The following is a 25,965-nucleotide window of genomic DNA, read 5'->3' on the forward strand; positions in this document are numbered from 1 at the left end:
CCCGCTTAAAATTTCACCAAATCATCTATGCGTACAGGCAGCCCTGTACGGATCGCCTTGTTGGCTGCAATACCCGTAAGAATAGAGCGAGCTCCGTCCACATGGTCAGCAGCACGGTTGAATTTGTCTGGTACCGGATCACCAAAAATATCATTCAGCAACACTGGATCACCACCACCATGACCGCCTTCTCCCTCTTCAACCTCCACCTCGTAAGGTGCATCAAACATTGGGAATACGGTGATACTGCGACCTTTAAGCGCTCCTTCATTAGCACGGTCACCACCCGCATTAACATACGATTGCTCTACAATATTCATTTCGATACGTCCTTTGCTGCCGTTAAAAGCGATGCGATATCCTTCCCAAGGCATGTAAGCATTCAGGGAATATGTTAGAACCGCTTTGTTCTTATAGCGAACAAGTACACCGAGTGTATCTTCAATACTGATTCCATCGCCAAACACATTCTGATCCCGTTGATAACCATCCTCATGCTCTGCATCCAGATACATTGCCTTCAGTTGCTCACTCTGATCCAAATGTAATGCAAATGGATCGTTCTCTGCCTGCGGATTGCCTGTCGCTCTCGCATAGCTATGTTGCTCTCCGCGGCGCTCAGCGTTCTCTTTGCCATAGAACAGCAGGTCTCCGTATGCAAATACACTTTCCGGCTGTGAGCCGATCCAGAAATTGACCAAGTCGAAATGGTGTGTTGATTTGTGGACAAGCAAGCCACCACTGTTACGTTTATCCCGATGCCATCTACGGAAATAATCTGCACCGTGACGTGTATTCAGCAACCACTCAAAATGCACGGAATGGATATCGCCAATGACTCCGTCCATTATCAACTCGCGTGCTTTTGTATGATGTGGTGCATAACGATAGTTGAACGTCACACGCACATCGCGTCCTGTACGTTGTACCGCATCCAAAATCTCCTGACATTTCTGCTCATCCACCGTCATTGGCTTCTCCGTGATTACATCACAACCAAGCTCCATAGCTCTAATGATGTAATGATGGTGTGTGCGATCCACTGTAGTCACAATCACCGTATCCGGCTTATGCTCTGCGATCATTTCTTCAAAGCGATCTGCGGTATAGGTAGGTAGCTCGTGGTATCCGCAATCCTGCGTCAAAACCTTGTTGGCATAATCCATCCGTGTCTGGTTCGTATCACACAAGGCGAGAAGCTCTGAACGATCCTTATATTCCTTCGCTAACGCGGTATAGAAAAACCCTGCTCTGCCACCTGTTCCTACGAGTACATATGTTTTTTTGCTCATTGTGTATCTCTCCTCATTAAGTTGGATTGGTATGAATGCGACTATATTTAATCCGTATTCGCGCCTTATACTGATCAACAGAACAATGTGCGATAACGGTTATTCCTGAATTTCCTTCACGGCAAAATAACGATACTTACCTTTGCCCTCACTAGGCTCAGACTTCGTATTAATAGCAAACAGTCCCATCTTCGCCCCAACCCATAGTGCAGTCGTTGCAACAAATGTTGTGCCTATCGGTGTATAACTCACGCCATCTTCACTCCAGCTAAACTGTACATGTGCAGGTTCGATAAGGGTAAGACGTAAATGAATAGTCCAACCGGAAGCCGTTGAACCTTCTCCCTTCCAGTCTAGCCCTTCTTCCTGCCATTCGTCTGCATGCAGATCACTATTCTTTTGCTTCTCCCCACGATTCAGGGATAATCGAATGGCTCCATCCTCAGTCTGCGTTAAGCAAAGATAGGCATAAGCATCTCCAAACAAAATGAGTCCTGCTTGATCGCCAGCCTGCTTCGGGTGAAAAGTCAATTGAGTTGTGGCTTCAAAGGCTGACGCCGGTAACTTTTGCATCAATAGCTGTGGAACACCAAATAACGATTGAATGCCATCAGGATAAGGAAGTGTGTGCAAAATAAGTCCTTGTTCTGAATTCAGATCAGCCCACTCTGGCTGGGCGTTAGCCTGCCATTGCCACTGCAGCCCTAGACGATCCGCCCTAAAATCATCGGATACTTCAGGTACTACTACGGGGTGTGTGCTTCCCACGTTGGGCTTCTTATGCAAGATCACTGGCTCACCGGTTCCGTCGCCTTCCTGATCCAAGCCAATGATTGGCCACCCTTGTTCATCCCATTGCATGGGCTGTAGATGAACAATTCGTCCATAAGCATCACGATCTTGAAAATGGATAAACCAGGACTCCCCGGAATCCAGCTCTACATACCCACCCTGATGCGGGCCATTAATGGAGGAAGATCCCTGGTGCATGACAATTCGATCTTCATATGGGCCAAATACCTGCTTCGACCGTAACACGGTCTGCCATCCCGGTTTCACACCACCTGCGGGAGCAAAGATATAATAATCTCCATCACGCTTATAAAACTTGGGACCTTCTATCGTTGGATGGTGCTCTGTACCGTCAAATACGATCCTTCCTTCATCCAAAAGCCGGCTTCCATCCGGTGCCATACGGCACACCTGTATTTTGCTTTTGATGCCACAGCGGCTATTGGCAAATGCATGCACCAGATATGCCTGCCCGTCGTCGTCCCATAGTGGGCAAGGATCAATCCACCCCTTAACCTCATGCACCAGATGAAGAGGTGACCATTGTCCTTCAGGGTGTGTCGCCGTTGTCACATAGATGCCTTCGTCCGGTGTACTGAAAAAGATCCAATACTTGTTGTCATGGTAGCGAATGCTTGGTGCCCATACACCTTTACCATGCAGGGGAACGTCATACCCCGGAAGATCCAACCGTTCAATGGCATAATTCACGAGCTTCCAGTTCACCAAATCTTTTGAATGCAAGATCGGTAAGCCTGGTGTATGCGAGAAGCTCGAAGCGGTCATGTAAAAGTCGTCGCCTACACGAATGACATCCGGATCCGAATAATCTGCGTGTAGAATAGGATTACGATAGGTTCCATCCCCCTGATCTGCGACCCAGATCGGTTCAAATTTTTCTAGACTGGATTGAGATGCAGCCATTAGATTGCTCCTTTCCTTTTGACCTCAAAGTAGTGATTACTCCAATTTATGGATCATTGTGGTGAGATTTTAAAGCGCTATCATGACAGTGTGCTTTGACCAGCTATCCATCAGTCAATCCCCGACCTGCTTCACGCAGCTGATGACTTAAGGAATCAAAATACGTACCTTCAAGCAAACCGACTAATGTATTGGTCACACGTACTTCAATCTCATTATCCCCGGCGCGAAGCCACGAAGATTGACCCTTCCAGCGATAAGGAGACCAGCAGCGAACACCCAGACTGTATCCGTTGACCAGAACTTCAGTAACATCCTGAACTCGCCAATCACTGAATTCCAGTTCGAAGAACGGAATATCTGGACTCCGTTGATCCAACCAAAAGCTTCGCTTGTAAATCATCTCTCCTGCAAAATGTGGATATAACGCTTGAGGCTCCGGTTGAATCTGCACAGCCGTGTCTGGTTCCCTAACTAAGGAAGCCATACCCTCATGATGAAACTCCACTCCAAATCGTCCTTGTAAGTACAAAGGATCAACTATTCCATCTTCATCTTTCGTGATCTGAACTGTAACCTTCAGCTCGTTAAGACCGCTGTGCAGCCATGGTGTAATGTCATAACCGATATTATCAAAATCCGTAATCTCGACTGATTCAAACGCATCCGGACGGATAGAATGATCATTAATGATTAACGTCCAGTCACCCGAAATGGCTCTTCGATCCATGAATAACAGACACTCAGATAAGGCTGTTCTTAGTTCAAACGAAGTTGCGTAATGGCACTCCAGTGGATACGCAATGGATGGCTTCTTTGGTGTGCCGAATACTTGATTAAACTGGAGCGGGAGCAAGTTATGTGCTGAACAATCTGCTGCCTGATCAATGAACGGCTTGACCTCAGAATGGCTATCCTCAAAAATTACACCGTTGTAATTTTTCGCCGTAAGGTGGAAATGCCCCATACGCAGCACGTTAGGCTGAACCGTTTCAAGTCGCCAAGGCCCCTCGGAAGGAATAATTATTGAATGAAATTCATGATGACTACGGTCTATATTTTTTATACCAAGAGCAGATTGCTTCTTCTCAGTACCCTCTGTGAACTGTTCTTCTGATGAACTGTGCTCATCATCCCAGGTTAGTCGTATAGCATGTGCATCATAAGCTGCGAATTGTAGTGAAATATACCCTTCGTCTCCACGATGATGGATGGGGAGTGCATACCGTTGTCCCTGCTCCAAATCTAATCGCTCTACCCGCAAGCCTTGATTAGGTGCGCGTTCAGCAACTGTCCATAATGCATCAACTGCGATCTTCAATTCGCCTTCTAAGCATTGATCTTCCTGATTGGTCAAAAAGACCATATATTCGCCTTCAGACAATTGTCTGGTCTGCATAAGCAGTGAAGAACTTTCGTTCTTCATCACCCAACGCACGGGTTCGGGCAGAACCTCATCCAGAAGCAAGGACATCGACTCAAGTACAGCCTGATTTATTGAATCAATACCTGCCATAGGGAGGAAATAAGCCTTTCCTTTACCACGCCGCCATAGGGACTTACCCTCATGCTGTTCCGGTTCACCATTACCCCAATACGGTATCTCTGGGTGATCGCCAGCTCCGAAAAACTTCGCCGCTTCATCCCCTGCTGGGCTTCCTTCCTGAATAGGTATATACGGAGGCAACCCGACAGAAATAACGATCCCGCCCTGTTGTACCCATTGCTTCACCTGTTTCCATGCCGCTTCTTCCAAATTCAGCATGGGTGGGAGAATCAGAACCTCATAACGAGCTGCACCTATTTCAATCCTGCCATCAACCATCTGGGCTTCCGCCAGCAGTTCCGGATCAAGATGGTCATAATCCCGTCTGCTCTGCAATAAGTGCGTAGTGATCCTCATCCAGTCATTCGTGAGTCGTTCCAGTCTTGCCCGTTCTGCTTCGTCTTCTCCGCTATATTCAAAACCATGTAGTGGATTACCCATTAAACTCCAGAGTGTAGTCGTTGGGTCCAGCACAGCGATACGGATATCGGCTGTCCCGGTGCTCATCAGGTAACCTAATCTTCCGGTGTAGTCACCGAGTTCCCGAAAGTGTTCCCAGTACGGGTTTTGCAGGAACTGTGATGGGGGAGCATCATGCTTCGCCAGCCCGCCAATCGTATAGAAAAAAGCATGAAAGTTGAAAAAGTTCGTGCCCATGGCCGCCATTCGATCAATCATCCATTTGGCATCCTGCAAGGTCATTGACCAGCCTACACTGTGAAAACATTCAATCAGATTTCGTTCCCGTCCCAGTTGTCTAGCTAATGAGCTGACCATTTTGGGATTGTCGCGCATTCTTTTTCCGTAGCGTTCAAGAATCCAGGACAACGAACGTCCGATCTTCTCGTGGGCGGAATCTCCACCTGGCATGTGGCTGTATATCTGTGTCGTCATACGCACACCAGGAACCTCTGCCGCATATTGAATTCCAGCCTGCTCGCACCAGTCGTGAACTTGCTTATGATAAGAAGAACGGAGCAATACGTGCAGGGATTGAAAATAGTCATAGCGGATTCGCTCGAAATCCGGAATATCTCCATACAACAGCGCAGGTAGAGATTCAATGAGGCTATAACCACAACGTTCACTGAAGTAACCAGGCAATTGTGGTGACCATGGAATCTTCCCGAGAGGTGCAATCTCATCTGAAAACACACCTTTGATTACGCTTTCAAATTGTTCTCCAAACGCTGACTGATAACGATCATGGGTGAGTTCGATGAAACGACTCATTGCCTCCTGATGGCAAGGGTCAACAAAGTTCCCGTAATATTTAAAATCATCGATCTCTTCTTCTTGAAATACAATAACTTCCCATTCTCCAGCCGGAGCCTCCCACAACAAGCGAAAAGCCGTATGGTATGTAAAAAATCGCTTGCGATTATACGAAGTCAGCCCCGTCTCCTGGTACACCTGATCTGTCTGCACATTACCAATGAATCCTCGCAGATTGATCGATTCATGCCATACGCGCTTCCCTTGGGCATCCTTAGGAACAGCTTTGGCATATAAAACGCGTCCCCAGGGCAGCTCATAATCGAGCAATGTGCCACCTTGTACATTCAGATCATGATGAATAAGCTGACGTTGCTTCGCTTCCGGGAATTCAAGTGTTACCTCGCCTCCGGCCATACCACTCGGATATGGATATTCGTCATACAACCAGACCTGCATGCCAAGTTCATACGCAGCTTGGGTAGCTACTTTTACCTTATCAAACCATGCTTCAGATAAATAAGGAATCTGTAGTCCCTGACGCGGACATATAAAGAACCCGCCCACACCCTGCTTATGCATTTCTGCGATCTGACGCTTAATCTGGCTCTCTTCCATATCCCCATTCCAAAACCAAAAGGGATGAACCCGGTACTGCGCCTCGGGATTTTCAAAAGCATCCCCGTTCCACATGTCGCCTTCCTCCCAAATACATAAGAGTGGTTGTTCATCTTCCATTATCGTTCATTTTAGTTCAAATGGGTTTGTTTCGCTTTGATTATACAACAAAAACGAATGCTGGGAAGCCATAATTCACAAAAAAATTGTTAAATTGGATGAATATTGAATAGCCCGGCCGCCTGCACTACGACACTAACGGCAACCGGGCTGTAGTATAAGAGGTTGTTTAAAAAGTCCTCTTTTGATTACGAAGGATGCCTTGAGGCATCCTAGCGTCGAATATGGGATTCAGCCGAAATGAGTGGATGCTTACGAAGTTTGTTTCCTTCGGAAACATGAAGTTGCTCACGTAGTTTTGCCTACGCTCCGCTACTCCATTTCTATCTTTATCCCATCTTCTTGGTACTGAAAACCGACCTTTTTGAACACGTACTATAAAGATTATTTAAGCGCAGCGTAAAGCTCATTTACTTCTTTAACATAGTCGTTACCGCCGCTCTTTCTCCACAATTCAACTGCAGCTTGGAAGCCTTTCTCATCAATCTGCCCTACAATAAACTTGATGCGAGCATCATTGATGATGTTATCAAGCTGTGGTCCCTTCTGGGCATATACATCCGAGATCAGTGGTTCGCCCGGATTCGCGATGACAATCTCCTCATTAGCTTTCTGCACTTCAACAACCTTCTGTCGAACAGGGGTTTGTTCTACACGTAACGTTTTGTCCTCGGGAATAAACATCAGAATCTGATTCAAACCCTGTACATCCCGCAGCGCTAGTTTATCTGTTGTAGGGATGATGTAATCGCCTTTTTTCTCATACTGCTTCCCATCCAATCCGTTGCCAAGTAATGCCTGAAGCTCAGGTTCGTTCAATTGATCCAAGAACGTCAGCACCTTCTTCAGATCCTCCTCGGTTTTCACACTGCTCTTGGAGATGACGACCATCCCAGAGTATCCAGAAGTCGGCATATCACGCAGACCTTTTGGCCCCTCCATCGCTTGCAATACGTCCACACGTCCCGTAGCCGCAGGGTCTTTCTCCAAGATTTTCTGATCCATGCGCTGTGCATTATCTGCAACATCCACCATGACACCAGCCTGACCATTTACAAACGGATCTGGAAGTTTCGTTGCGTCCATAACCGCAAAGTCCTTATTCACCAGACCTTCACTATAGATCTTGCGGAAGAACTGCAATGCTTCCATATACTCAGGGGTGTCGTGTGCGGGAATTAATGCCCCGCTGCTGTCCTCTCCCCATTTGTTTGGTGCGCCAAACCACACCTGCATGTTATCCCATGGACCTGTGAATTTACTCGCCACCAGCCCATACGTATCCTGCTTACCGTTTCCGTCCGGATCATCATTGGTGAACGCTTTCAACATATTGTAGAACTCATCAATGGTCTTCGGTTCTTCCAGCCCCAGATTCTCCAGCCAGTCCTTCCGGATCGTTACCCCGTTACGCCCAAGAGCACGAGCACGATATATGCCATACGTTTTGCCATCGATCGAAGCATTGTTCGTAATGATCTCATTCATTTGGCTCAGGTTCGGATAATCCTTCAGGTAAGGCCCAAGCTCCCAGAATGCTCCCGTTCGAGCTGCGTTGATGAAACTCGGCGACTTCCCGAGCACCACCATAATATCCGGCAATTTGCCCGAGGCTAAGGTGATATTGAATTTGTCTTCATACGAGCTGCTGGGCACCCACTGAAAGTTAACATCTATCTTGGTCAGTTCCTCCAGCTTCTGGATAACCGGACTATTCTCCGGTGGATTCTCTGCTTCAAAATTAGGGAGCATGATCGTCAACTGATCTGTGCCACTCGCCGCTTCCCCCGTATTCGATTGTTGTTCCCCGCTACATGCAGCGAGCACTGTGCTTAATAGCATAGATGCACAAAGCACAATAGCCATCTTCTTCAATCCTGTTTTTGGTTGTCCCATACATTCTCCCCCTTGGATTTAGCCTTTAATTGAACCGAGCATGACACCTTTGGCAAAATGCTTTTGCAAGAACGGGTACACCAGCAAAATCGGGATCGTACCCACAACAATAACCGCCATTTTTACGGACTGTTCCGGTGGTTTTACAAAGTTGGGATCCATGTTCGCCATATCTCCAACACTGGCCTGCGACAGCAGTACAATTTGCCGTAACATAACTTGCAGCGGCCATTTGGTACTATCGGAAATGTAGAGCAATGCAGAGAAAAAGTTATTCCAATGTCCCACGGCGTAGAATAATGCAAATGTAGCAATGACCGGTTTGGACAATGGCAAAACAATACGCCACAGCACCCCAAGATCAGAACAGCCGTCGATGCGAGCCGCTTCCTCTAGCCCAGGCGGCATCTGTTGAAAAAAGTTTTTGACAACAATAAGATTAAAAGCGCTGATCGCGCCAGGAAGCATCAAAGACCAGTAGGAATCAAGCAGTCCAAGACCACGTATGACGAGATAGGTCGGAATCATGCCTCCCCCAAATAACATGGAGAAAATGACCATATTCATTAGCATATTCCGTCCCCAGAAGTCGCTGCGAGATAGCGGATATGCCATCGTCAGCGTGAAGAATAAGTTAACGAACGTACCTACAACGGTAATGAAGATGGATACACCAATACTTCGAAACATCGTGGAGGATGAAAAAATATACTCATATGCGCTAAGGGAGAACACCTTAGGAATAAGGAAAAAACTACGTTCAGTAATTTCAGCTTCGGTCGCGAATGAATTCCCTATAATATACAAGAAAGGAAGAACGGTTAGTAACCCCAGAACGCCGAGCATGATGTAGTTGAGCACATCAAATACTCTGCCAGCAGGGCTGTTGTACAGACGACTGTTCATGAGCGGTTACCTCCTAAGGTCTATTAATAAATACCGGGATGACCAAACTTTTTGGCAAGTTTATTACTACCAAGCACCAATATAATCCCCACAACAGACTTAAAGAGTCCCACGGCTGTACTGTAGCTGAACGCACCTTGCGTAATCCCCACGGTATACACATAGGTATCGAATACATCCGCTACATCCCGATTCAGTGAGTTCGTCATCAGGTAAATCTGCTCGAATCCTGTGTCCAGAAAGTTCCCGAGTCTTAGAATGAGCAAAATTACAATCGTAGTACGAATCGCTGGCAGGGTAATATGCCACATTCGGCGTAAACGTCCTGCCCCATCCACAATGGATGCCTCATACTGTTCTGTATCTACTCCAGCAAGTGCCGCAAGGAAAATGATTGTCCCCCACCCCATCTCCTTCCACATCATCTGAATAATGATCAGCGGTCGGAACGTATCCGGGTTGGATAGCACATCTATCGGTTTACCTGTGATCATCGCAATCAGCTCATACAGCACCCCGCCTTGAGGTGTCAGAAATACATAAGTGATACTGGCGATAATCACCATAGATACAAAGTGTGGTACATATACAAGCGTCTGAATCGTTCTTTTGAAAAAAGCTGTTCGAATCTCATTTAATAAAAGTGCAATAATGATCGGTGCCGGGAAAAAGAAAATGAGATCGTATAAGGCAAGAAGCAACGTATTCCGTAGCAATCGGAAAAAGTCTGGATTCGAGAAAAAGGTTGTAAAGTTCTCCAACCCTACCCATTCACTATTGCGAATCCCTAGAAAAGGCTGATAATCCTGAAAAGCAATAACGATTCCCCACATGGGCAAGTATTTAAAGATTACAAAGTACAGAAAACCGGGAAGTACAAGTACGTATAACCATTTATTTCGCTTGATCTGCCGCTTCCAGTTGGACTCCCGTTTTACGGAGTAACTTGAAATATCCGCCTGCGTTGTTGTAGCGGCACTTCCATTCTTCCCGTTCATGCCCTCTCCCTCCATTCTTGTAAGCGTTATCAAATTATCTGATACTCAGACTATACAGCGCCCTTATTTCCGGCAACCTTCATTTTTTGCTTAGTACTTTTCATACCTGTACAAAGCCCGATATAGCGCCAATAGCGCTCTTGATTTGCAACATTTTGAAGAAGAGGATTGCACATTTTTGCCGTCTTCTCTTTATTTGTATTTGCACCCCAGCCACCTTTATAAAACAAAAAAGAACCGGAATCCCTATATGGAATCCCGGCTAACGAAGCTTCTGAAAATCGATTAAGATGTAAACCACTGATCCCGATACTGGCTTGGTGTTGAACCCTCTTGTTTTTTGAAAATTCGATTAAAATAACTATGCTGGTATCCTACTGCGCTTGCAACATCATTTATTCTCATTGATGTCTCACGTAGTAACTTTTTCGCGTTCTCCATACGTACCTGGGTCAAATAATCAATAAAATTCATTCCGGAGATCTGTTTAAATGCCTTGCTGAGAGCATAAGGTGTCATCTGTTCCAGATCAGCGCATGCTTCCAATGAAATATCGTTGCTGTAGTTGTCATCAATGTACTGCATCGTTCGTTCCACCACCTGCTTAAGCGGCTCTTGAGATCTAAGCTCGATCTCTTGCAAATACGGTCTAATCACTTTCTCCTTCATCCACTGCATCATCTGTGCTGGTTCACGAATGCTCGACAGTCGTTCATACATGTTACAGCCGCCGAACAGCTGGTAGGGGATAACGCCCGTTTGCAGCATGACGTGCTGAATACTACCCAATAACTGAAGCATCATCTGCTGTACCTGAAATTCCGTACTATCGGTTCGAGTCACCTCGGTCAGAAATTGTTCCATTCCCCGTTCTGCTTCATCCCGCTTCCCTAGTCTCAGCGCCTGAATAAAATCACGTTCTAGCCCAAGGGGATAGGTAGCTCCTTCCGTTTGGCTGAAGCATTGCTCATCATCTAGATCAAGGATTTGGCTGCCTACCTCCACACTGCGATAAACGACAGCTTGCTCCATCTCCACGAATAAACCAGGCAATTCCTGCAACGTTGCGGCTGGTCGACTGACCACCACGGTGACCTGCATTTTCAGCGTTCGGTGAATCACTTCCATAAGCTCCTCTCCCCACAACAACGCCTGCGGCTTCAAGGAATCCTTCTCTGGAGCTATAATTAACATCGCCGAGGATAGATCGTGGAAATTCATCACACTAACTTGGCTAAAATACCCCTTCGCAACCTCTTCTATAATGTTGACTGCGGCAAACGTAATCAGTCCTGTGTCCCTGCTGCCAAATCGTTCTCGTAATGTCACATGTCCTGTAAAATACATCTGCAATAACAAAAACTGCTGCCCCTCCACCTCAAATCCAAGGTTTGTCATACGCCGGCACAGATCCTGCTCGTTGTATGCGTATAGATGGCCTTGCACCAGTTGTAATACAAAGCTGTCCCGTAGATGAGGAAGTTGTTCTTGTAGCTGGCGGTGAGCTGTCAGACGATCTGAAGTCAGTTCATTCCAGTGCTGTTCCAACAGTTGGAATTCGTCCAACTTCACATCGGTAGACACTTCGTTTCTTCCAGGTGTCAGCAGATGAACCATCCGTGCAACCGGTGAATAGATTCGGCGTGAAGCAAACCATGACAGCAGTAGCCCTAATACAAGACTTCCTATGCTCGCCATCACAATGATTTTGGATACCAGCTTGACGGGTGAAGTAACCGAGGTCAATGGAGCTGCAGACACGTACGTCCAATCCGCATCGATTCGATTTAACGAGCCGGATGATACGGAGTAAGTCTGATCCTCATATTTGAATAGAAAAGAATGACTATCCTTGTGCAAGGCGACTGCATCTTTTAATTGCTGTTCAAAGACTGAATCCTTGGCGCCTGCATCCGTATTACCAGTAATCAGTGTATTGCCTTCGGCATCCATCAGAAAGGTTAACCCTTCATCATATGGAGTAAGCGTTTTCAATAAACTTGCGATTTTTGAGTTATCCAGCGTGATGATTAGGGCGCCGAACGGCTTGACACTTTCTCCCGGAATTTTATGTACAAGAACGAGCGCATCACTTGCACCTGTATGTAACAAGCTGGGATTGGAGGTCAGGGATTGCTTAATTTCCTCTTGACCAGATACCCAATCTGTCCAATACACATGATTGCCCATACTCAGGTATCGATCATACGCCTCGATCTGGCTCTCATCCTGCAGTTCGTTATATTCCCGATTGAATACAATCGGCTGTGGCTCTTTCAAATATAGCTGTGCAGATTGAATTAATGGATGCGAGCCCTGTAGAACGTACAATGTCGTAACAATCTCTTGTGTTTCTTTGAAAAAATATACAAAATCCAGCGTCCGGAGTGCATTGCCGAATCTGGGTTCGAATGCCCAGTGCGATAAGGTCATCTCCAAATAGGCGAGCTGATCATCTACATTCCGCGCTCGGTTCTCAATCTGGTTTTGATGCATCTGGTTAAATTCTTTTTCCATCTGATTCACGACCAACCCATACATCACAATTCCTGTAATCAGACCGGGAATGCTTGCAATCAACAAAATAAGCATCAGGCTGTTTCGGTAGAAACGCCCCTTCTGTCGCCTCGTCCATCTTCCTGGCAAACGAAAAAAACGACCCATGTCCCGTACACGACTAGTTGGCTCCATCAGCGGTCACCTGCCTGCTTGTGAGTAATCTGCCTGTCATGGGAACTGCTTCATCTCCCTGCTGAGTGATTTGTATGATCTGTGAATGACATCCTTTTTTTATATTATACTCAACATTTCCCAGTGAATGAAACGAGATTTAATGTAACGTTTTTTTAACCAATGTTTTATTAACCCGTAAAAATGGATTACAATAGGATGAAGCAGAACATGAAGGAGGCTTTTAATAATGAAAGAACAAACGTATTTTCAACAAAACAGAGATAAACACTTGGCCGAACTGAATGAATGGTTATCCATTCCAAGTATCTCAGCCATTTCGGAACATAAAGAGGACATTAATCGTGCAGCACAGTGGGCAGCCGATGCACTTACGCGTGCAGGCATGGAGAATGTTGAGGTTATTCAAACCGCAGGACACCCGATTGTGTATGCCGACCATTTGCATGCACCTGGCAAACCAACAGCATTGATCTATGGTCACTATGATGTACAGCCAGTTGATCCACTTAACCTGTGGGATACACCTCCATTCGAGCCTACCGTACGTGATGGGAAGTTGTATGCTCGCGGAGCAACGGATGATAAAGGACAAATTTTCTTACATATCAAAGCGGTAGAAGCTTTGCTCGCAGAGAGCAACGAGCTTCCTGTTAACGTGAAGTTCTGCATCGAAGGCGAAGAAGAGATTTCCAGTCCGAACCTGCCAATCTATCTTAATGACAATACGGACAAGCTGCGTGCTGACATGGTTCTTATCTCCGACACATCCTTGCTTGAAAAAGGTAAACCCGCGATCTCTACAGGTCTGCGTGGTCTCTGCTCACTTCATGTGGATCTGTTCACTGCTAACACGGATCTGCATTCAGGTTCGTTTGGTGGCGGTGTTCCGAACGCACTGCATGCACTCGTTTCCCTGCTCGCTTCATTGCATGATGAACAAGGACGCGTTAGTGTAGATGGCTTCTACGATGGCGTTCTGCCACTGTCCCCTGAGATGAGAGAAGAATTCGTGAAGCAAGGCTTCAACGAAGAACAGCTTCGTCAGGATCTTGGCCTGGAGCAGTTGTATGGTGAAGAAGGTTACTCCTTCGTGGAACGTGTTGGAGCACGTCCAACCCTCGAGCTGAATGGTGTATGGGGTGGATTCCAAGGCGAAGGTACCAAAACCGTTATTCCTAAAGAGGCCCATGCCAAAATTACATGCCGCCTTGTGGCCGATCAAGATCCACAGCAAGTATTGGATCGTATCGAAGCCCATCTCCGTGCTCACGTTCAACCAGGTGCAACGTTACAGGTGAAACAGATCGAGAAAGCTTTTGCATTTAATACAGATCCATCCAACCCTATTCTGCAAAAAGCAGCAGATGCTTATGAGCAGGTATACGGCGTTCGTGCCCTCTTCACCAAAGATGGCGGCTCCATTCCGATTGTTGAGAAGCTCTCACGTGTACTTGAAGTCCCGGCTGTCATGATGGGCTTCGGCTTGCCTGACGAGAATCTGCATGCACCGAACGAGCACTTCAACCTGGAGAACTTTGACAAAGGGTTGCTGACGATTGTTCAATTTTTGAAAAGTTTGTAGCTTTTTAGTTAAAACCAGATCATTGGGGGAGTGCATCGTAGACGTTCCGGTGACGAATCGTTCTTACGATCGCTGTTATCCCCAGATTTCTTTGATTCCCTTTTCTAAAGGGAGAAATCACGGGGATAAAGGCGAACGCTCCGCTTCTCCAGAATCGATTTCGTCCCCTCCACTACGTTGCTGCACCCATGAACTGATTTTAAGATAAGAGCCCCACCTTTAGTGGGGTAGTGTATAGGGATTATAAGCAAACGGCCTACGGGTCGTTTGCTTTTTTGGTTTAGAAATTGTTTTTACATCATTAAGGTATAGGTTAAAGGTTTTTTTATGGGTTGGGTTGGGTTGGGTTGGGTTGGGTTGGGTTGGGTTGGGTTGGGTTGGGTTGGGTTGGGTTGGGTTGGGTTGGGTTGGGTTGGGTTGGGTTGGGAGCTGACTTTTAGAGTTTTTGGATTTTAGGGGATTTATTTTGTTTGTTTTTTTGTTTGTTTGTTTGTTTGTTTGTTTTATTCATTTCTGTTTTAGTTCTTGAATTCTACTTATTGGGTTATTTCCCCTTGCTCCTGGTCTTTGTTTGAATCTTAGTTTTGGTTTTTGATTCAGTTTTTTTCTCATACCGTCTTTCTTTGTGCTTCCTTTTGATTTCGGTTTTGCTTTTTGGTGCTTTTGATCATGGAGTCTGCTAAATAGTTGACTGATAATGAAGACTAAACCTAACAAAGAGGTGAAATGATATGTCTGCTTCTCACCTAACCAAAAACGCGCTGGCTCGCTCGCTTAAATCACTGATGGAGCATACACCGCTGAACAAGATTACAGTCAAACACCTGGTTGACGATTGTGGTGTGAACCGGCAAACCTTTTATTATCATTTTCAAGATATTTATGCGCTGCTTGAGTGGATCTATAAGACCGAAGCGGTGGAGAGTCTAACGGAGTATCGAAGCTACAGCACATGGACGGATGGATTTTATAAAATCTTTTGTTATATCGAGAATAACAAGGCGTTCTGCTTCAACACTCTGGATTCTCTTGGACGAAACCACCTTGATGGATATCTCTATGAGGTAACGTATGATCTAATCATGGGGGTCATTGATGAACTAGCTTGTGGAATCCAGGTGCGAAGTGAAGACAAGGAGTTTGTTGCGAACTTTTACACCTTGGCGTTTACTGGGCTGATTATTCAGTGGATGAGGAGCAACATGTCCGAACAGCCAAAACAAATCATTGAAAAGCTTAGTGAACTGATCGAAGGCAGCGTGGTACGCGCTTTACACAGATATGAGAATAAGCTGCCATCCACCTAAGGATGCGCAGCTTATTTCGTTTATCGCTCACTTACTTACTTACTTACTTACTCTTTTTTATTTACTTGCACTCACGATTGATTCCGCCGATATCAAAATTTAGACATTTTTCCAAAAGTGACTAAAAAGTAGACACTCCCGTTCTTTTGACCATACCTTACTTCACCTGCAAGGCTTACATTAGGGATGTGATTACAGAACCTATTTGGAGGCGAATGATCGTGAACAACGAATACGGTAATAAACAGGTCTATTTTGTAGGCGGCGGCATTGCTTCATTGGCAGGTGCAGCTTATCTTGTTCGAGACTGCGGCTTCCCCGGAGAACATATTCACATTATCGAGGAAATGAACATTTTGGGCGGTAGCAACGACGGCGCTGGTAACCCCGATCAAGGTTATATCATCCGCGGTGGACGCATGCTTAATGACGAAGCTTATGAAAATCTCTGGGAGCTGCTGGCTTCCATCCCTTCTATCGATCGTCCTGGTTTGTCGGTCAGACAAGAAATTACCGAGTTTGATAATGCTAACCCTACTCACTCCAACGCTCGACTCATTAACCGTGATGGTGAGGTCGAAGATGTGCTCTCCATGGGCTTTGATATGGCCGACAGGCTGGCGATGGGCAAGCTGATTATCACACCTGAAGATACATTAGGTAAATTACGGATCAGTGATTGGTTTGGCCCTCACTTTTTCAAAACAAACTTCTGGTATATGTGGGCTACCACCTTTGCTTTCCAGCCTTGGCACAGTGCTGTAGAATTCAAGCGATATATGCTCCGCTTCTTTCACGAATTCCCAAGAATTCAAACGCTTGAAGGTGTTACACGCACTCCATATAATCAATATGATTCCATCATCTTGCCTCTGCAAAAATATCTTGAACCATTCGGCGTAGATTTCACCTTGAAATGCACCGTAACCGACCTGGACTTCAAAGAAGGCGATGGTATTACAGTTCAGCGGATGCATGTGCGTCGGAACGGTAACGAGGAATCTATCGACATTCAAGAAGGTGATCTGGTCATTGTTACCAACGGTTCGATGACCGAGGGAGCCGACATCGGTTCCATGTCTTCCGCTCCGAAGCTAAACGGCAAGGGCAGCTCTTGGAAGCTATGGGAGAACATTGCCGCCAAGAAACCTTTGCTGGGCAACCCTTCTTCTTTTAACGATCATGTGGATGAGTCCAAATGGGAATCGTTTACCGTTACTTTTCAAGATTCGGTATTCTTCGATCTGATGGAGAAATTTACGCGCAATCGTGCAGGTACGGGTGCTCTGGTCACTTTCAAAGATTCGAGTTGGTTTATGTCCGTCGTGCTTGCTTTCCAGCCACATTTCCGTGGGCAACCGGAGCATGTCAACGTATTCTGGGGTTACGGCTTATATCCCGATAACGTAGGCGACTACGTGAAGAAACGCATGTGTGATTGTACGGGAGAGGAGATTATGCAGGAACTCATCGGCCATCTTCATTTCCAGGAACATCAAGAAGCTATTATGGCTACTGCAAACTGTATTCCATGCATGATGCCTTATATTACAGCGCAATTTATGCCAAGATTGAACAGTGATCGGCCTAAGGTCGTTCCCGAAGGCTCCACCAATCTTGCTTTTATCAGCCAATTCTGTGAGATTCCTGATGACGTGGTGTTCACGGAAGAATATTCGGTTCGGGCGGCACGGATTGCCGTGTATACTCTACTCGGAATAAACCGACCTATTGAGCCAATCCATCAGTATCAGTATGATGTCCGCACGTTGTTCAGTAGTTTTGTGACCTCGTTTAGATAATAAAATTTACAATATTAAAAGGAGTGCCGTCCTGATTTTGACAGCACTCCTTTTTGATAAATACAAACATTAGATGAGGATAGTAAATCCGTTGCCAACTGAATTAATTGAAGGTCAAACAACCTGCGCATTAGACGTGTATAGTGCCCTTCGGTGCCTCAATTCCTCAATGGCATGTACTTTCGTGAGGTTACACACGGTTTTCTCTATGTGCGAAACGTGGTGAACTTCAACATATGTACCAGTTGGGATAAATGTGCGATGTTCTGCTGTACTTCTGAGGTATCCGTACCTGCCATTGCCTGATTTGCTCGCAACGTTCTCCGGGTATTCAGCATTCCTTCGATCAGTTTCATGACCGTGTTGCGTCCACGATGATCCACAATCATATACTTTTTGCGTGCATCCAACTCTACCCATACGATATTGCTGAACGATGTAAATAGTTGTTTACGATACTGCTCCATATCGGTCTCATTGTAATGCTCGCCATAGAAAGCATAATATCCGTGAATATGCAGCTTCTCTGCCAACACTGTGATAAAAGGATCATGCTCAAGCATAACATTGCGTTTCATATTTCACGCCTCCGTGATGCGTAATCCGTAGATCCCATCTTATTTTGAGATCTATTTTATCATATAATCCAGACCATTTCCTCTCTCGCAATATATGCCGAGACTGTCTATCTTATATAACTCGTAGAACGCCGGAATGATTCAGTTCAGTGATTCAGCGATTCGCCGTCCTTTTACCCACACACCCGCAACATCCAATCCCTCATTCAGCAAAACGATATCTGCCTGCTTGCCCTGAGCGAAGGAGCCTGTCCGATGATCGATGCCCAGCAGACGAGCTGGAGTCAGACTCGCTGCTCGTGACGCAGCCGTAACACTTAAGCCAACCTCTTGCACAAGATAACGGAAGCCCCGCACCATCGTTAGTGTGCTTCCTGCGAGCGCACCACCATCCTTCAGGCGTGCCACACCATGCTCAACAATAACAGGAAGATCACCAATTGCGTATTCCCCATCCTCTAGACCTGCGGCAGACATCGCATCCGTGATCAACACCAGTTGATCTAATGGTTGCTTCAGTTGTGCCAGAATGGAGATGGCTGCTGGATGTACATGAATTCCATCTGCAATGACCTCTGCACTAATCCGCGGATCGCTAAGTACGGCTCCGGCAGCACCGGGAAGCCGATGATGCAGTGGCGTCATGGCGTTGAATGTATGTACGGCATGATGCAGCCCCGCCTCTACTGCACGTTGTACCTCATCATAGCTGGCATCTGTGTGCCCCAGTGCTACCGTAATTCGTTGGCTTCGCAGCCATGCAATTAGCTCCAACGCACCTTCACGCTCTGGCGCCAATGTAACCTGCCGGATCAATCCAGGATATTGTTGCTCCCATTCTTCTAGCCACGATACATTAGGCATTACAATGTGCTCCGGATTTTGCGCTCCGGGCCATTTAGGGCTGAAAAACGGTCCTTCCAGATGCACACCCTCCAGTTGTGCAAAAGGCATCGTTTCGGATCGATATTTATGAACCTCATACAGCACCTGATCCAGTCTATCCTTCGGTGCGGTCATCGATGTAGCCAGCATAGCGGTCGTTCCTTGGGTGCAATGGAATGCAGTAATCGTATCCAATACCTCTTGGCTTGCATCCATAAAGTCTTCGCCATTGCCGCCATGCACATGGATATCAATGAATCCGGGCACAATCATGCCATGTTCAGGCACAGGCAAAAATTGCCCTTGTCGACGAAACGAATCAGGTAGCCCTTCGGGCGAGCCTGCATATATTATTTTTTCATCACGCCAAGCCAAAATTCCATCAGCAATCACACGATCTGGGAGCACAAGCTTACCCTGTAGCATAGATATCTTATCGCTAGCCGCAAGCTGTTGCGTATCATCTGTGCTCATCTAACCAACCTCCTAACCCAACCTCTGATCCATAACGTTCTCAGGATTAATTTATAATTTATTAAACTTATTATCTTACCCATTTCCCCGCAGCTCGGTCTAACAATACAACTACATTGGGGTGACATTGCAGCAGTGAAGCTGGGCATTCAGTCGTGATTGGCCCCATAAACGCTTGCCGAATAATCTCGGCTTTCTCCTCACCACGAGCGATCAGCAGAATCTGCTTCGCTTTCAGGATCGTCCCAACTCCCATGGTAATCGCCTGCGTCGGAACCTGATCAATATTGTCAAAAAAGCGAGCATTGGCTTTTCTCGTCTCTTCCTTCAACGCCACAACATGTGTCCGACCCGTCAGTTCTGTGCCAGGCTCATTAAATCCAATATGACCGTTATGTCCAATACCTAGAATTTGCAGATCAACCGGACCACGATCCTCAAGCCGTTGTTCATATGCCTTGCACTCCTGAGCTAAATCCGGTGCGTTACCATCGGGAATATACGTCCTTTCCAGGTCGATATCGATATGATGGAACAACTGTTCATTCATGAAGCTGCGATAACTTTCGCTATGCTCGGCGGGTAAACCTACATATTCATCTAGATTGAAGGAAGATGCCTGTGCGAAGCTAACCAGATCTTTTTGCACCATCGCAATTAATTGTTTATATATCCCCACTGGAGAACTGCCTGTAGCAAGCCCTAGTACCGCTCGCGGTTTCGTCTGTAGCAGACTCGTAATGATCCCGGCACCTGTAACGTTTAAATCTTCTTCATGTTCAAAAATACGAATGTTCATCTCGTTAAGCACCTCCGTTGTTATGAACCCGATAGGACTGTACATTGTGGTACGATTGCTCAAGCTTTGGAATGAATCGGTCAAAATCGGAACTCACCATGCCTGTGAACAAAATGTCGATGACATGTAATAAGGCAATTCGTGAAGCCATATCGCCTCTTCGCATGCCCTTCTCAAGTGAGGAAGTAAATAGAGGGATATCCGACACCGCAGCCAGTTTGTTATTACTGTAGGACGTCAGCGAGATCGTTGAGGCTCCCGCTTGTTTGGCACAATGCAGTGCATCAATCGTCTCAGGCGTTTCGCCCGAATACGATACAGCAACTGCAACATCCCCCTCTCCTAAAGAAGAGGCAGAGGTGATCTGCATATGGGAATCTGAGAAAGCGGTACAGCTCTTCCCTATCCGAACTAGTTTCTGATAGAAATCCTGAGTCACAATGGACGACGTGGCAACACCGTAGAGATCAATTCGGCGTGCAGCGCACAATAGTTCAATTGCATTGCCCACCCGCTCCAGATCAAGCAAACGAGTTGTGTCTGCTATGGAAGCCAGATGATTCGCTTCAATAGCCTCTACGATTTTGGACAACGAGTTGCCTGCCACAATATCCTGATATGCCGTTTCTCCTGTTGGGTGTGATAATTCGGCAGCAAGCTTCATTTTGAAATCAGGAAAACCTTTGAAATGAAAGGATTTACAAAAACGGGTTACCGTCGCCGGGCTCGTCCCGCTTTGCTGCGCAAGATGGTTAATCGTCCAGCCTGGAATGTCTGAGGGCGAACTCAATATCACTTCTGCAATTCGCCGTTCTTGAGCAGGCAGGTCTTGCAATTCTTGCTGCAACGCATGTAATATGGCTGCCATAAGCGCGCTCCTTATGAAAATTATTTTTATATTATTTAATGTATTAAAGAAAATTATTTTTATATCATCATTTTATACAACGATGACCTGTAAATCAAGAAGATTTCATTTACTTGTTTCATCTTTAGAGAGCCCTTATATTGGAATAATGAATTTGCACCAAGGAGTTGATCGGATAATGAATAAACGTCAGCAGAAGAAGATCATCCCGTCCATATGGATCATCGCCGAGAGGCAAAGTGAATATCGACCTTATTACGTCTTATATGCGATTGATTGGAAGCGAGCAGGCCGATTAAGCTGGGAGGGTTGGGATCGTCCGCATGACTTGTTGCAATTCCATGTTCCTATTAGACATAAGATAGGGAGTACAAGAACCACTACTCAGCCCTGTGCCAAAATTGCCAAAAAAGCGATATTTCTATCTCTAAATGAAGGACAGTTCGAGACTTTAGAGCAGCTGTTTTATCAGCCTTTTTCCAAGAAACGATGGAAAGAATTTTTGAAGCCACACTTATCGTGTTCATCTAGGCTGGTTACATGAAGATTGGAAGATCATCAAATAGCATAAAAGCCTTGCCCCATTCTTCATGACAAAGAATAGAGAAAGGCTTTCATGCTGCTACTTAACCCTAACTGTAATTCGCAACTAAATCTTCAGTTCTCCGAGCTTAATCAGCTCTACAACTGCTTGCGAACGACCCTTAACATTGAGTTTCTGCATCACATTCGAAATATGGTTACGCACCGTTTTCTCGCTGATGAATAACTGCCCTGCGATGTCACGCGTCGTTTTGTCTTGAACCAATAACTCGAATACTTCGCGTTCACGGTGGGTCAACAGAAATTTACTTTTATGATCGATACCCTTCAATGTTCACCCCTCCTTGCTCGGGTTGTGTTGGTGTAACAAGGTTAAGGGGATACAGTCAACTCATCTTATGTCAGGTCAAGGGCGATGGTTCAGTTTTAGAAGAAAAATGGGCAGTTATTTGCATATATCGCTCGAATACACGTAGTGCATATGTAATATAGGAGATGATGTAGATAACAAACATGCCTTTGCACTAGATGTGAACATCTACACAAAGGCACATTTGTCTCATTCGTTCTGATTACCGGAAATTATGATTCATAAGACCATCACGATTGGTGCGATTCATTGTACCGTCACCGAGAATGCCATCACGATGATTTGGATTCATTGCATTGGTTGGGAAAATGCGTTCCACCATCGAAGAGAAGGTATCGATGATGCCGCTGATCGGCTTACCGTTACGAATGTCTGTTGCATACGATTCTGTATGCTCAACAAATTCCGGGTTAGCGGATACATAGACATTTTCGACGTTAGGTGCAAATTGCTTGATTTTGGCTGCGATTTTGCCTTTGATTTCCTCTGGGGTATTATCATCCGAGCTATGCACTCGTTGCCCCTCGCTTTTGGTGCCATAGCGACCTTCATCCGTCGTGCGCGCTTTGCCACTGTTGGTCAATCCACGCATCATTCCAACCGTTCCTGTACCCATCGTACCGTAAAGTCCACGGTCATTCCCCATGTGACTACGATCTGTTGCAGCACCTGTGTTGAGTCCTGGCGCTATACCACTTGTAGTATATGGAGACATCGTTCCATCCCCACCATGAACGCGCAAACCGCCCATATCTTCGCTCATACTTTCAGTGCGCATGGTACTGTTCGGGTGAACGCTCATACCTCTCATATTCCCACGTGTCGACTTACTCTCCAACTTGCCAGCATGTCCATCGGTTAATCGAACGGCAACATAAGCATTGCGATCCGTTAACAACACGTTAGCTGACTTAACTTCCTTCATTTCTGTAATACGTTTAGCTAGTTCATCACTTGATTTTAAACTTGTGACACGATGACTACGATAATTGTTGGTGCGAATACCATCCATCCCGTTGCTTTCCACACCATAACGGTTAAGTCCCTTCACCTCATGGCGCACACTTTGGGAATGCATGTTGTTAGCATCCTTACTTGTACCGCAACCTGTTAATCCCGCCATTACAAAAATCGCACTCGTCAAAGATAAGGTTATTGCTTTCGCCTTTTTGGCTGTTGGCATGTCTCATCCTCCAATGGGTTATGGTTTTGGTCACAGAGATAGGATGCTCCTCTACGCATACAGGTATCCTGAAAGGATATGGAACCTTAACCTATGGTGGGGAATCTAATGCCTGCCTTTGACTTAGCTGGAAAATGTAAAAAAACGGTGCTGCAACTTATGCAGCACCGTTAGATAGATCTATAACATGATTACAAATATTTTTGTATAAGAATGCTTCACCACATTCATTTTTTCAGCGCCTCAGCGGAATTCTCTACATCCTGCAACACATCTGTTTGGAGACCGTAAGCCCATTCGCCATCCGGTGTAATTACCCAGATCTGGTCTGGGTCAGAAGCTACCATAAGCCCACGATATACATCTGTAATCGTCTCTCCATTCACATTCTGTTCTACTGTAAATGTAAATCGAGGGACAGTGTTTTTCAGCTCAGAAGCTCGGCGGACATCATCGGCAGTCGTTAAATTTTTTATTTTCCCGATCAAGGAGACCGCATCTGTTGCTTCCAATTCAGCGCCATTAAATGTCCACTGTTTCTCCATCGCACCTTCTTGAGCCGTTGATTTTAATATCCAGGTGGCTGCTTCACCCTCCCAGTCCAGAGACTGCACATTCGACTCATCGAGGTTGAACGGTGTTGTATCCAGCAGCTCACGCCGTGACAACTCGATACCACTAATCGTTTCACTCTTAACTGCGACAATAGCGCCTGAGTCTACACGAACATAACGAGCATCGTCGGCTGGCAGTTGACCTCCAATCGTGAGTTCGATTTTACGTTGATCCTTGAGCTGTATGTCCAGCTTTGCAGCATTTGTACCTAGTCCATACTTCTCAACATTCGTCGGAGTCTCCTCAACGACAAGATCCTGATCCGCTGCACTTAAAGCATCCAGCAAACTGCTTATGGCATAACCGTTCAGAGGGTAAGCTTTTGGTTCAACCATATGCCAGACCCCTTGCTCCAGTTTCAGTTGCGAAGTTTCTTCGCTTGCCACACTGTTCCCTTCAGTCGTTGGGCTATGAATCGTAATTGCCTCGATGTCTCCAGCTTGAATCCCAAGCAATTTTACCTGCTCCGCTGCTTCTTCTCGAAAATAATTTTGACTGGCTGCATACATCCAGCCCACCATCAGAACCAATACGGCAAGTATCGTTGGCATCCATTTTCTCATACACGTCTACGCCTCCACCATAAGAGTACTCCAATGATCACAAAGACGAGCGGGAATGCCACTAGCGCCACAAAGAATATTACTCTGGCTTGTTCACCGTTTAGGTAGGCCACTTGATAACCAGCTTGTATACGAGGTCTGATCGTTAATCCATCCTGCTTCTCACTTAAATAATTCGCCACATTCAGAATAAAATCACGGTTCCCTCCATTGGCAATCTCTGAATCCTGCATGAAGATTGAGGAGCCAAGAATGACCGCTTTTGGTTTACCATCCGTCGTATCTGCTGCATACCCAAGCTCCACCGGACCTTGTACATCCTGCTGCGGATCGTTAGAGGTTTCGTTTTGTAGCAGACCCGCAATATCTTTCTCCCCATAACTATCGTTTGACGAATGAATAAGTGGGGACAACGTATATTTGTCCTGCTCTTTACTCGTTAACGCAATGGACAGAGATAACATTGGATATAGCTTACTTTCGGCTAATTTATCCGTTATTGCATGAGATTCATATTCAGGTACAACCCACAAAGGCCCCATCGTACTCGCTTGTTGTTGATCCACCATCACCGCATGCTCATCCACGACACCGTAGTCCGCAGCAAGGGCATCAATGTTCTTCCAACCTGACTCCATATCTTCATGGAATCCGAGGGACAGCAACAATTTACCACCATTACTTAAATAGGTGCGAATGGCTTTCAGCTCCGTATCGCTAATGTCACGCTGTGGACCAATAATGGCAAGTACATCGGCATCAGCTGGAACTTGCCCCGCTTGATTTAGTTGTAATTCCTCTGTTGTGATGTTGCTCTGCTCCAGAGACGAACGAAGTGTTGTCAGCTGATCCAAACCAAGCTCTTCATGCCCGGTCAGGAACACCATTTTATGCATCTCCGTTGAAGATAGATTCATCAACGCCTGAGTTAGCTCTTCTTCACCTGTAAATTGGTACGATCCATCACTTCCATCACCTGCTGCTGTAAATAGACTCGCAATATCAATAACCTTATGCTGATCTCCCTGCTCCAGAACGATGGAACTACCTGTAATCCCATACTTGGATGCGAGCGTAGGCTCCTGCGTCAGATTATATTGCTCCATTTTCAGCTTGCCGTTACGTTTCGTATATTCCTGTACCATATCTGTCACTTCACGATTAAGGACAGTATTATTCGCATTTTCGACGGTTAACACCAGAATGTTGACGTCCTCTTTTACATTTTTGATGGCGGTAAGCGTCTGATCAGATAAGGTGTATTGTTTGTTAGAAGTTAGATCGAGTTGGAAACCTCCAAGAGAATTCAGAAACAGCGTTAGCAAAATAAAGATGCCAATGACCGCTACTGACAGTACGGTGCTGTTGGTATGACTTAACCATTTTTTCATCTTC

Annotated in this window: 19 protein-coding genes; 4 read left to right on the plus strand and 15 right to left on the minus strand. The window is 45.9% G+C overall.

Going from position 1 to position 25,965, the window contains the following annotated elements; translation table 11 throughout:
* Positions 1-5: 5 nt before the first annotated feature.
* From DMB88_RS23840 to DMB88_RS23870, 7 genes are all read right to left on the minus strand, one after another.
* A complete protein-coding gene (locus DMB88_RS23840; RefSeq protein WP_128103335.1) occupies positions 6-1,292 on the minus strand; it encodes a Gfo/Idh/MocA family protein in 1,287 nt (428 codons plus the stop codon).
* A gap of 99 nt (positions 1,293-1,391) precedes the next feature.
* Entirely contained in the window at positions 1,392-3,008 is a 1,617-nt protein-coding gene (locus DMB88_RS23845; RefSeq protein ID WP_128103336.1) for a glycoside hydrolase family 43 protein, read from the minus strand.
* Between the two features lie 103 nt (positions 3,009-3,111).
* Positions 3,112-6,462: a glycosyl hydrolase gene (locus tag DMB88_RS23850; protein ID WP_164848779.1), complete on the minus strand. Its 3,351-nt coding sequence runs from the start codon at positions 6,460-6,462 to the stop codon at positions 3,112-3,114.
* A 429-nt stretch (positions 6,463-6,891) separates the two neighbouring features.
* Complete coding sequence (locus tag DMB88_RS23855; protein WP_128103338.1) at positions 6,892-8,403, minus strand: extracellular solute-binding protein; 1,512 nt, start codon at positions 8,401-8,403, stop codon at positions 6,892-6,894.
* Positions 8,404-8,421: 18 nt separating this feature from the next.
* Entirely contained in the window at positions 8,422-9,309 is an 888-nt protein-coding gene (locus DMB88_RS23860) for a carbohydrate ABC transporter permease (protein ID WP_056702765.1), read from the minus strand.
* Between the two features lie 23 nt (positions 9,310-9,332).
* Complete coding sequence (locus DMB88_RS23865; protein WP_128103339.1) at positions 9,333-10,307, minus strand: ABC transporter permease; 975 nt, start codon at positions 10,305-10,307, stop codon at positions 9,333-9,335.
* Positions 10,308-10,592: 285 nt separating this feature from the next.
* The gene (locus DMB88_RS23870) at positions 10,593-12,998 is read right to left on the minus strand and encodes an AraC family transcriptional regulator (protein ID WP_128103340.1); all 2,406 of its coding nucleotides are present in this window, start codon (positions 12,996-12,998) and stop codon (positions 10,593-10,595) included.
* 229 nt (positions 12,999-13,227) lie between these two features.
* On the opposite strand from DMB88_RS23870, the gene DMB88_RS23875 reads away from it, so the two are divergent.
* The 3 genes from DMB88_RS23875 (at position 13,228) to DMB88_RS23885 (ending at position 17,692) form a co-directional block, all read left to right on the plus strand.
* Positions 13,228-14,583: a dipeptidase gene (locus DMB88_RS23875; protein ID WP_128103341.1), complete on the plus strand. Its 1,356-nt coding sequence runs from the start codon at positions 13,228-13,230 to the stop codon at positions 14,581-14,583.
* Between the two features lie 731 nt (positions 14,584-15,314).
* Positions 15,315-15,890, plus strand: coding sequence for a dihydroxyacetone kinase transcriptional activator DhaS (gene dhaS / locus DMB88_RS23880; RefSeq protein WP_128103342.1), 576 nt, complete (start codon positions 15,315-15,317; stop codon positions 15,888-15,890).
* A gap of 215 nt (positions 15,891-16,105) precedes the next feature.
* Positions 16,106-17,692: an oleate hydratase gene (locus tag DMB88_RS23885; RefSeq protein ID WP_128103343.1), complete on the plus strand. Its 1,587-nt coding sequence runs from the start codon at positions 16,106-16,108 to the stop codon at positions 17,690-17,692.
* 206 nt (positions 17,693-17,898) lie between these two features.
* Here the strand turns inward: DMB88_RS23885 and DMB88_RS23890 are convergent, their stop codons facing one another.
* From DMB88_RS23890 to DMB88_RS23905, 4 genes are all read right to left on the minus strand, one after another.
* Complete coding sequence (locus DMB88_RS23890) at positions 17,899-18,270, minus strand: hypothetical protein (RefSeq protein WP_128103344.1); 372 nt, start codon at positions 18,268-18,270, stop codon at positions 17,899-17,901.
* 141 nt (positions 18,271-18,411) lie between these two features.
* The gene (nagA, locus tag DMB88_RS23895) at positions 18,412-19,629 is read right to left on the minus strand and encodes an N-acetylglucosamine-6-phosphate deacetylase (RefSeq protein ID WP_128103345.1); all 1,218 of its coding nucleotides are present in this window, start codon (positions 19,627-19,629) and stop codon (positions 18,412-18,414) included.
* Positions 19,630-19,699: 70 nt separating this feature from the next.
* Positions 19,700-20,428: a glucosamine-6-phosphate deaminase gene (gene nagB / locus DMB88_RS23900; protein WP_128103346.1), complete on the minus strand. Its 729-nt coding sequence runs from the start codon at positions 20,426-20,428 to the stop codon at positions 19,700-19,702.
* A gap of 4 nt (positions 20,429-20,432) precedes the next feature.
* On the minus strand, positions 20,433-21,296 hold the full coding sequence (locus DMB88_RS23905; RefSeq protein ID WP_128103347.1) for a MurR/RpiR family transcriptional regulator: 864 nt from the start codon (positions 21,294-21,296) through the stop codon (positions 20,433-20,435).
* Between the two features lie 178 nt (positions 21,297-21,474).
* Here DMB88_RS23905 and DMB88_RS23910 point away from each other — a divergent pair, with 178 nt between their 5' ends.
* The gene (locus DMB88_RS23910; protein ID WP_128103348.1) at positions 21,475-21,840 is read left to right on the plus strand and encodes a hypothetical protein; all 366 of its coding nucleotides are present in this window, start codon (positions 21,475-21,477) and stop codon (positions 21,838-21,840) included.
* A gap of 105 nt (positions 21,841-21,945) precedes the next feature.
* Here DMB88_RS23910 and DMB88_RS23915 read toward each other — a convergent pair whose 3' ends face one another.
* The 4 genes from DMB88_RS23915 to DMB88_RS23930 form a co-directional block, all read right to left on the minus strand.
* On the minus strand, positions 21,946-22,170 hold the full coding sequence (locus DMB88_RS23915; protein WP_017692532.1) for a helix-turn-helix domain-containing protein: 225 nt from the start codon (positions 22,168-22,170) through the stop codon (positions 21,946-21,948).
* Positions 22,171-22,411: 241 nt separating this feature from the next.
* Positions 22,412-23,392 carry a YhcN/YlaJ family sporulation lipoprotein gene (locus tag DMB88_RS23920; RefSeq protein ID WP_128103349.1) on the minus strand — a complete coding sequence of 327 codons (981 nt, stop codon included), beginning with the start codon at positions 23,390-23,392 and terminating at the stop codon, positions 22,412-22,414.
* 227 nt (positions 23,393-23,619) lie between these two features.
* Positions 23,620-24,570 carry a DUF4340 domain-containing protein gene (locus DMB88_RS23925; RefSeq protein WP_128103350.1) on the minus strand — a complete coding sequence of 317 codons (951 nt, stop codon included), beginning with the start codon at positions 24,568-24,570 and terminating at the stop codon, positions 23,620-23,622.
* Positions 24,567-25,961: a GldG family protein gene (locus DMB88_RS23930; RefSeq protein ID WP_128103351.1), complete on the minus strand. Its 1,395-nt coding sequence runs from the start codon at positions 25,959-25,961 to the stop codon at positions 24,567-24,569. The genes DMB88_RS23925 and DMB88_RS23930 overlap by 4 nt, the downstream gene beginning before the upstream one ends.
* Positions 25,962-25,965: the final 4 nt, after the last annotated feature.

The organism is Paenibacillus sp. DCT19 (assembly GCF_003268635.1).
Taxonomy (GTDB): domain Bacteria; phylum Bacillota; class Bacilli; order Paenibacillales; family Paenibacillaceae; genus Paenibacillus.

Excerpts from the sequence above, each read along its gene's own strand:
- DMB88_RS23840 (WP_128103335.1), bottom strand. The coding sequence starts at position 1,292 with ATGAGCAAAAAAACATATGTACTCGTAGGAACAGGTGGCAGAGCAGGG.
- DMB88_RS23860 (WP_056702765.1), bottom strand. The coding sequence starts at position 9,309 with ATGAACAGTCGTCTGTACAACAGCCCTGCTGGCAGAGTATTTGATGTG.
- DMB88_RS23920 (WP_128103349.1), bottom strand. The coding sequence starts at position 23,392 with ATGCCAACAGCCAAAAAGGCGAAAGCAATAACCTTATCTTTGACGAGT.
- DMB88_RS23930 (WP_128103351.1), bottom strand. The coding sequence starts at position 25,961 with ATGAAAAAATGGTTAAGTCATACCAACAGCACCGTACTGTCAGTAGCG.
- nagA (WP_128103345.1), bottom strand. The coding sequence starts at position 19,629 with ATGAGCACAGATGATACGCAACAGCTTGCGGCTAGCGATAAGATATCT.
- DMB88_RS23910 (WP_128103348.1), top strand. The coding sequence starts at position 21,475 with ATGAATAAACGTCAGCAGAAGAAGATCATCCCGTCCATATGGATCATC.
- DMB88_RS23850 (WP_164848779.1), bottom strand. The coding sequence starts at position 6,462 with ATGTGGAACGGGGATGCTTTTGAAAATCCCGAGGCGCAGTACCGGGTT.
- DMB88_RS23865 (WP_128103339.1), bottom strand. The coding sequence starts at position 10,307 with ATGAACGGGAAGAATGGAAGTGCCGCTACAACAACGCAGGCGGATATT.
- DMB88_RS23875 (WP_128103341.1), top strand. The coding sequence starts at position 13,228 with ATGAAAGAACAAACGTATTTTCAACAAAACAGAGATAAACACTTGGCC.
- DMB88_RS23855 (WP_128103338.1), bottom strand. The coding sequence starts at position 8,403 with ATGGGACAACCAAAAACAGGATTGAAGAAGATGGCTATTGTGCTTTGT.
- DMB88_RS23925 (WP_128103350.1), bottom strand. The coding sequence starts at position 24,570 with ATGAGAAAATGGATGCCAACGATACTTGCCGTATTGGTTCTGATGGTG.
- DMB88_RS23870 (WP_128103340.1), bottom strand. The coding sequence starts at position 12,998 with ATGGAGCCAACTAGTCGTGTACGGGACATGGGTCGTTTTTTTCGTTTG.
- DMB88_RS23905 (WP_128103347.1), bottom strand. The coding sequence starts at position 21,296 with ATGGCAGCCATATTACATGCGTTGCAGCAAGAATTGCAAGACCTGCCT.
- DMB88_RS23890 (WP_128103344.1), bottom strand. The coding sequence starts at position 18,270 with ATGAAACGCAATGTTATGCTTGAGCATGATCCTTTTATCACAGTGTTG.
- nagB (WP_128103346.1), bottom strand. The coding sequence starts at position 20,428 with ATGAACATTCGTATTTTTGAACATGAAGAAGATTTAAACGTTACAGGT.
- DMB88_RS23845 (WP_128103336.1), bottom strand. The coding sequence starts at position 3,008 with ATGGCTGCATCTCAATCCAGTCTAGAAAAATTTGAACCGATCTGGGTC.
- dhaS (WP_128103342.1), top strand. The coding sequence starts at position 15,315 with ATGTCTGCTTCTCACCTAACCAAAAACGCGCTGGCTCGCTCGCTTAAA.
- DMB88_RS23885 (WP_128103343.1), top strand. The coding sequence starts at position 16,106 with ATGATCGTGAACAACGAATACGGTAATAAACAGGTCTATTTTGTAGGC.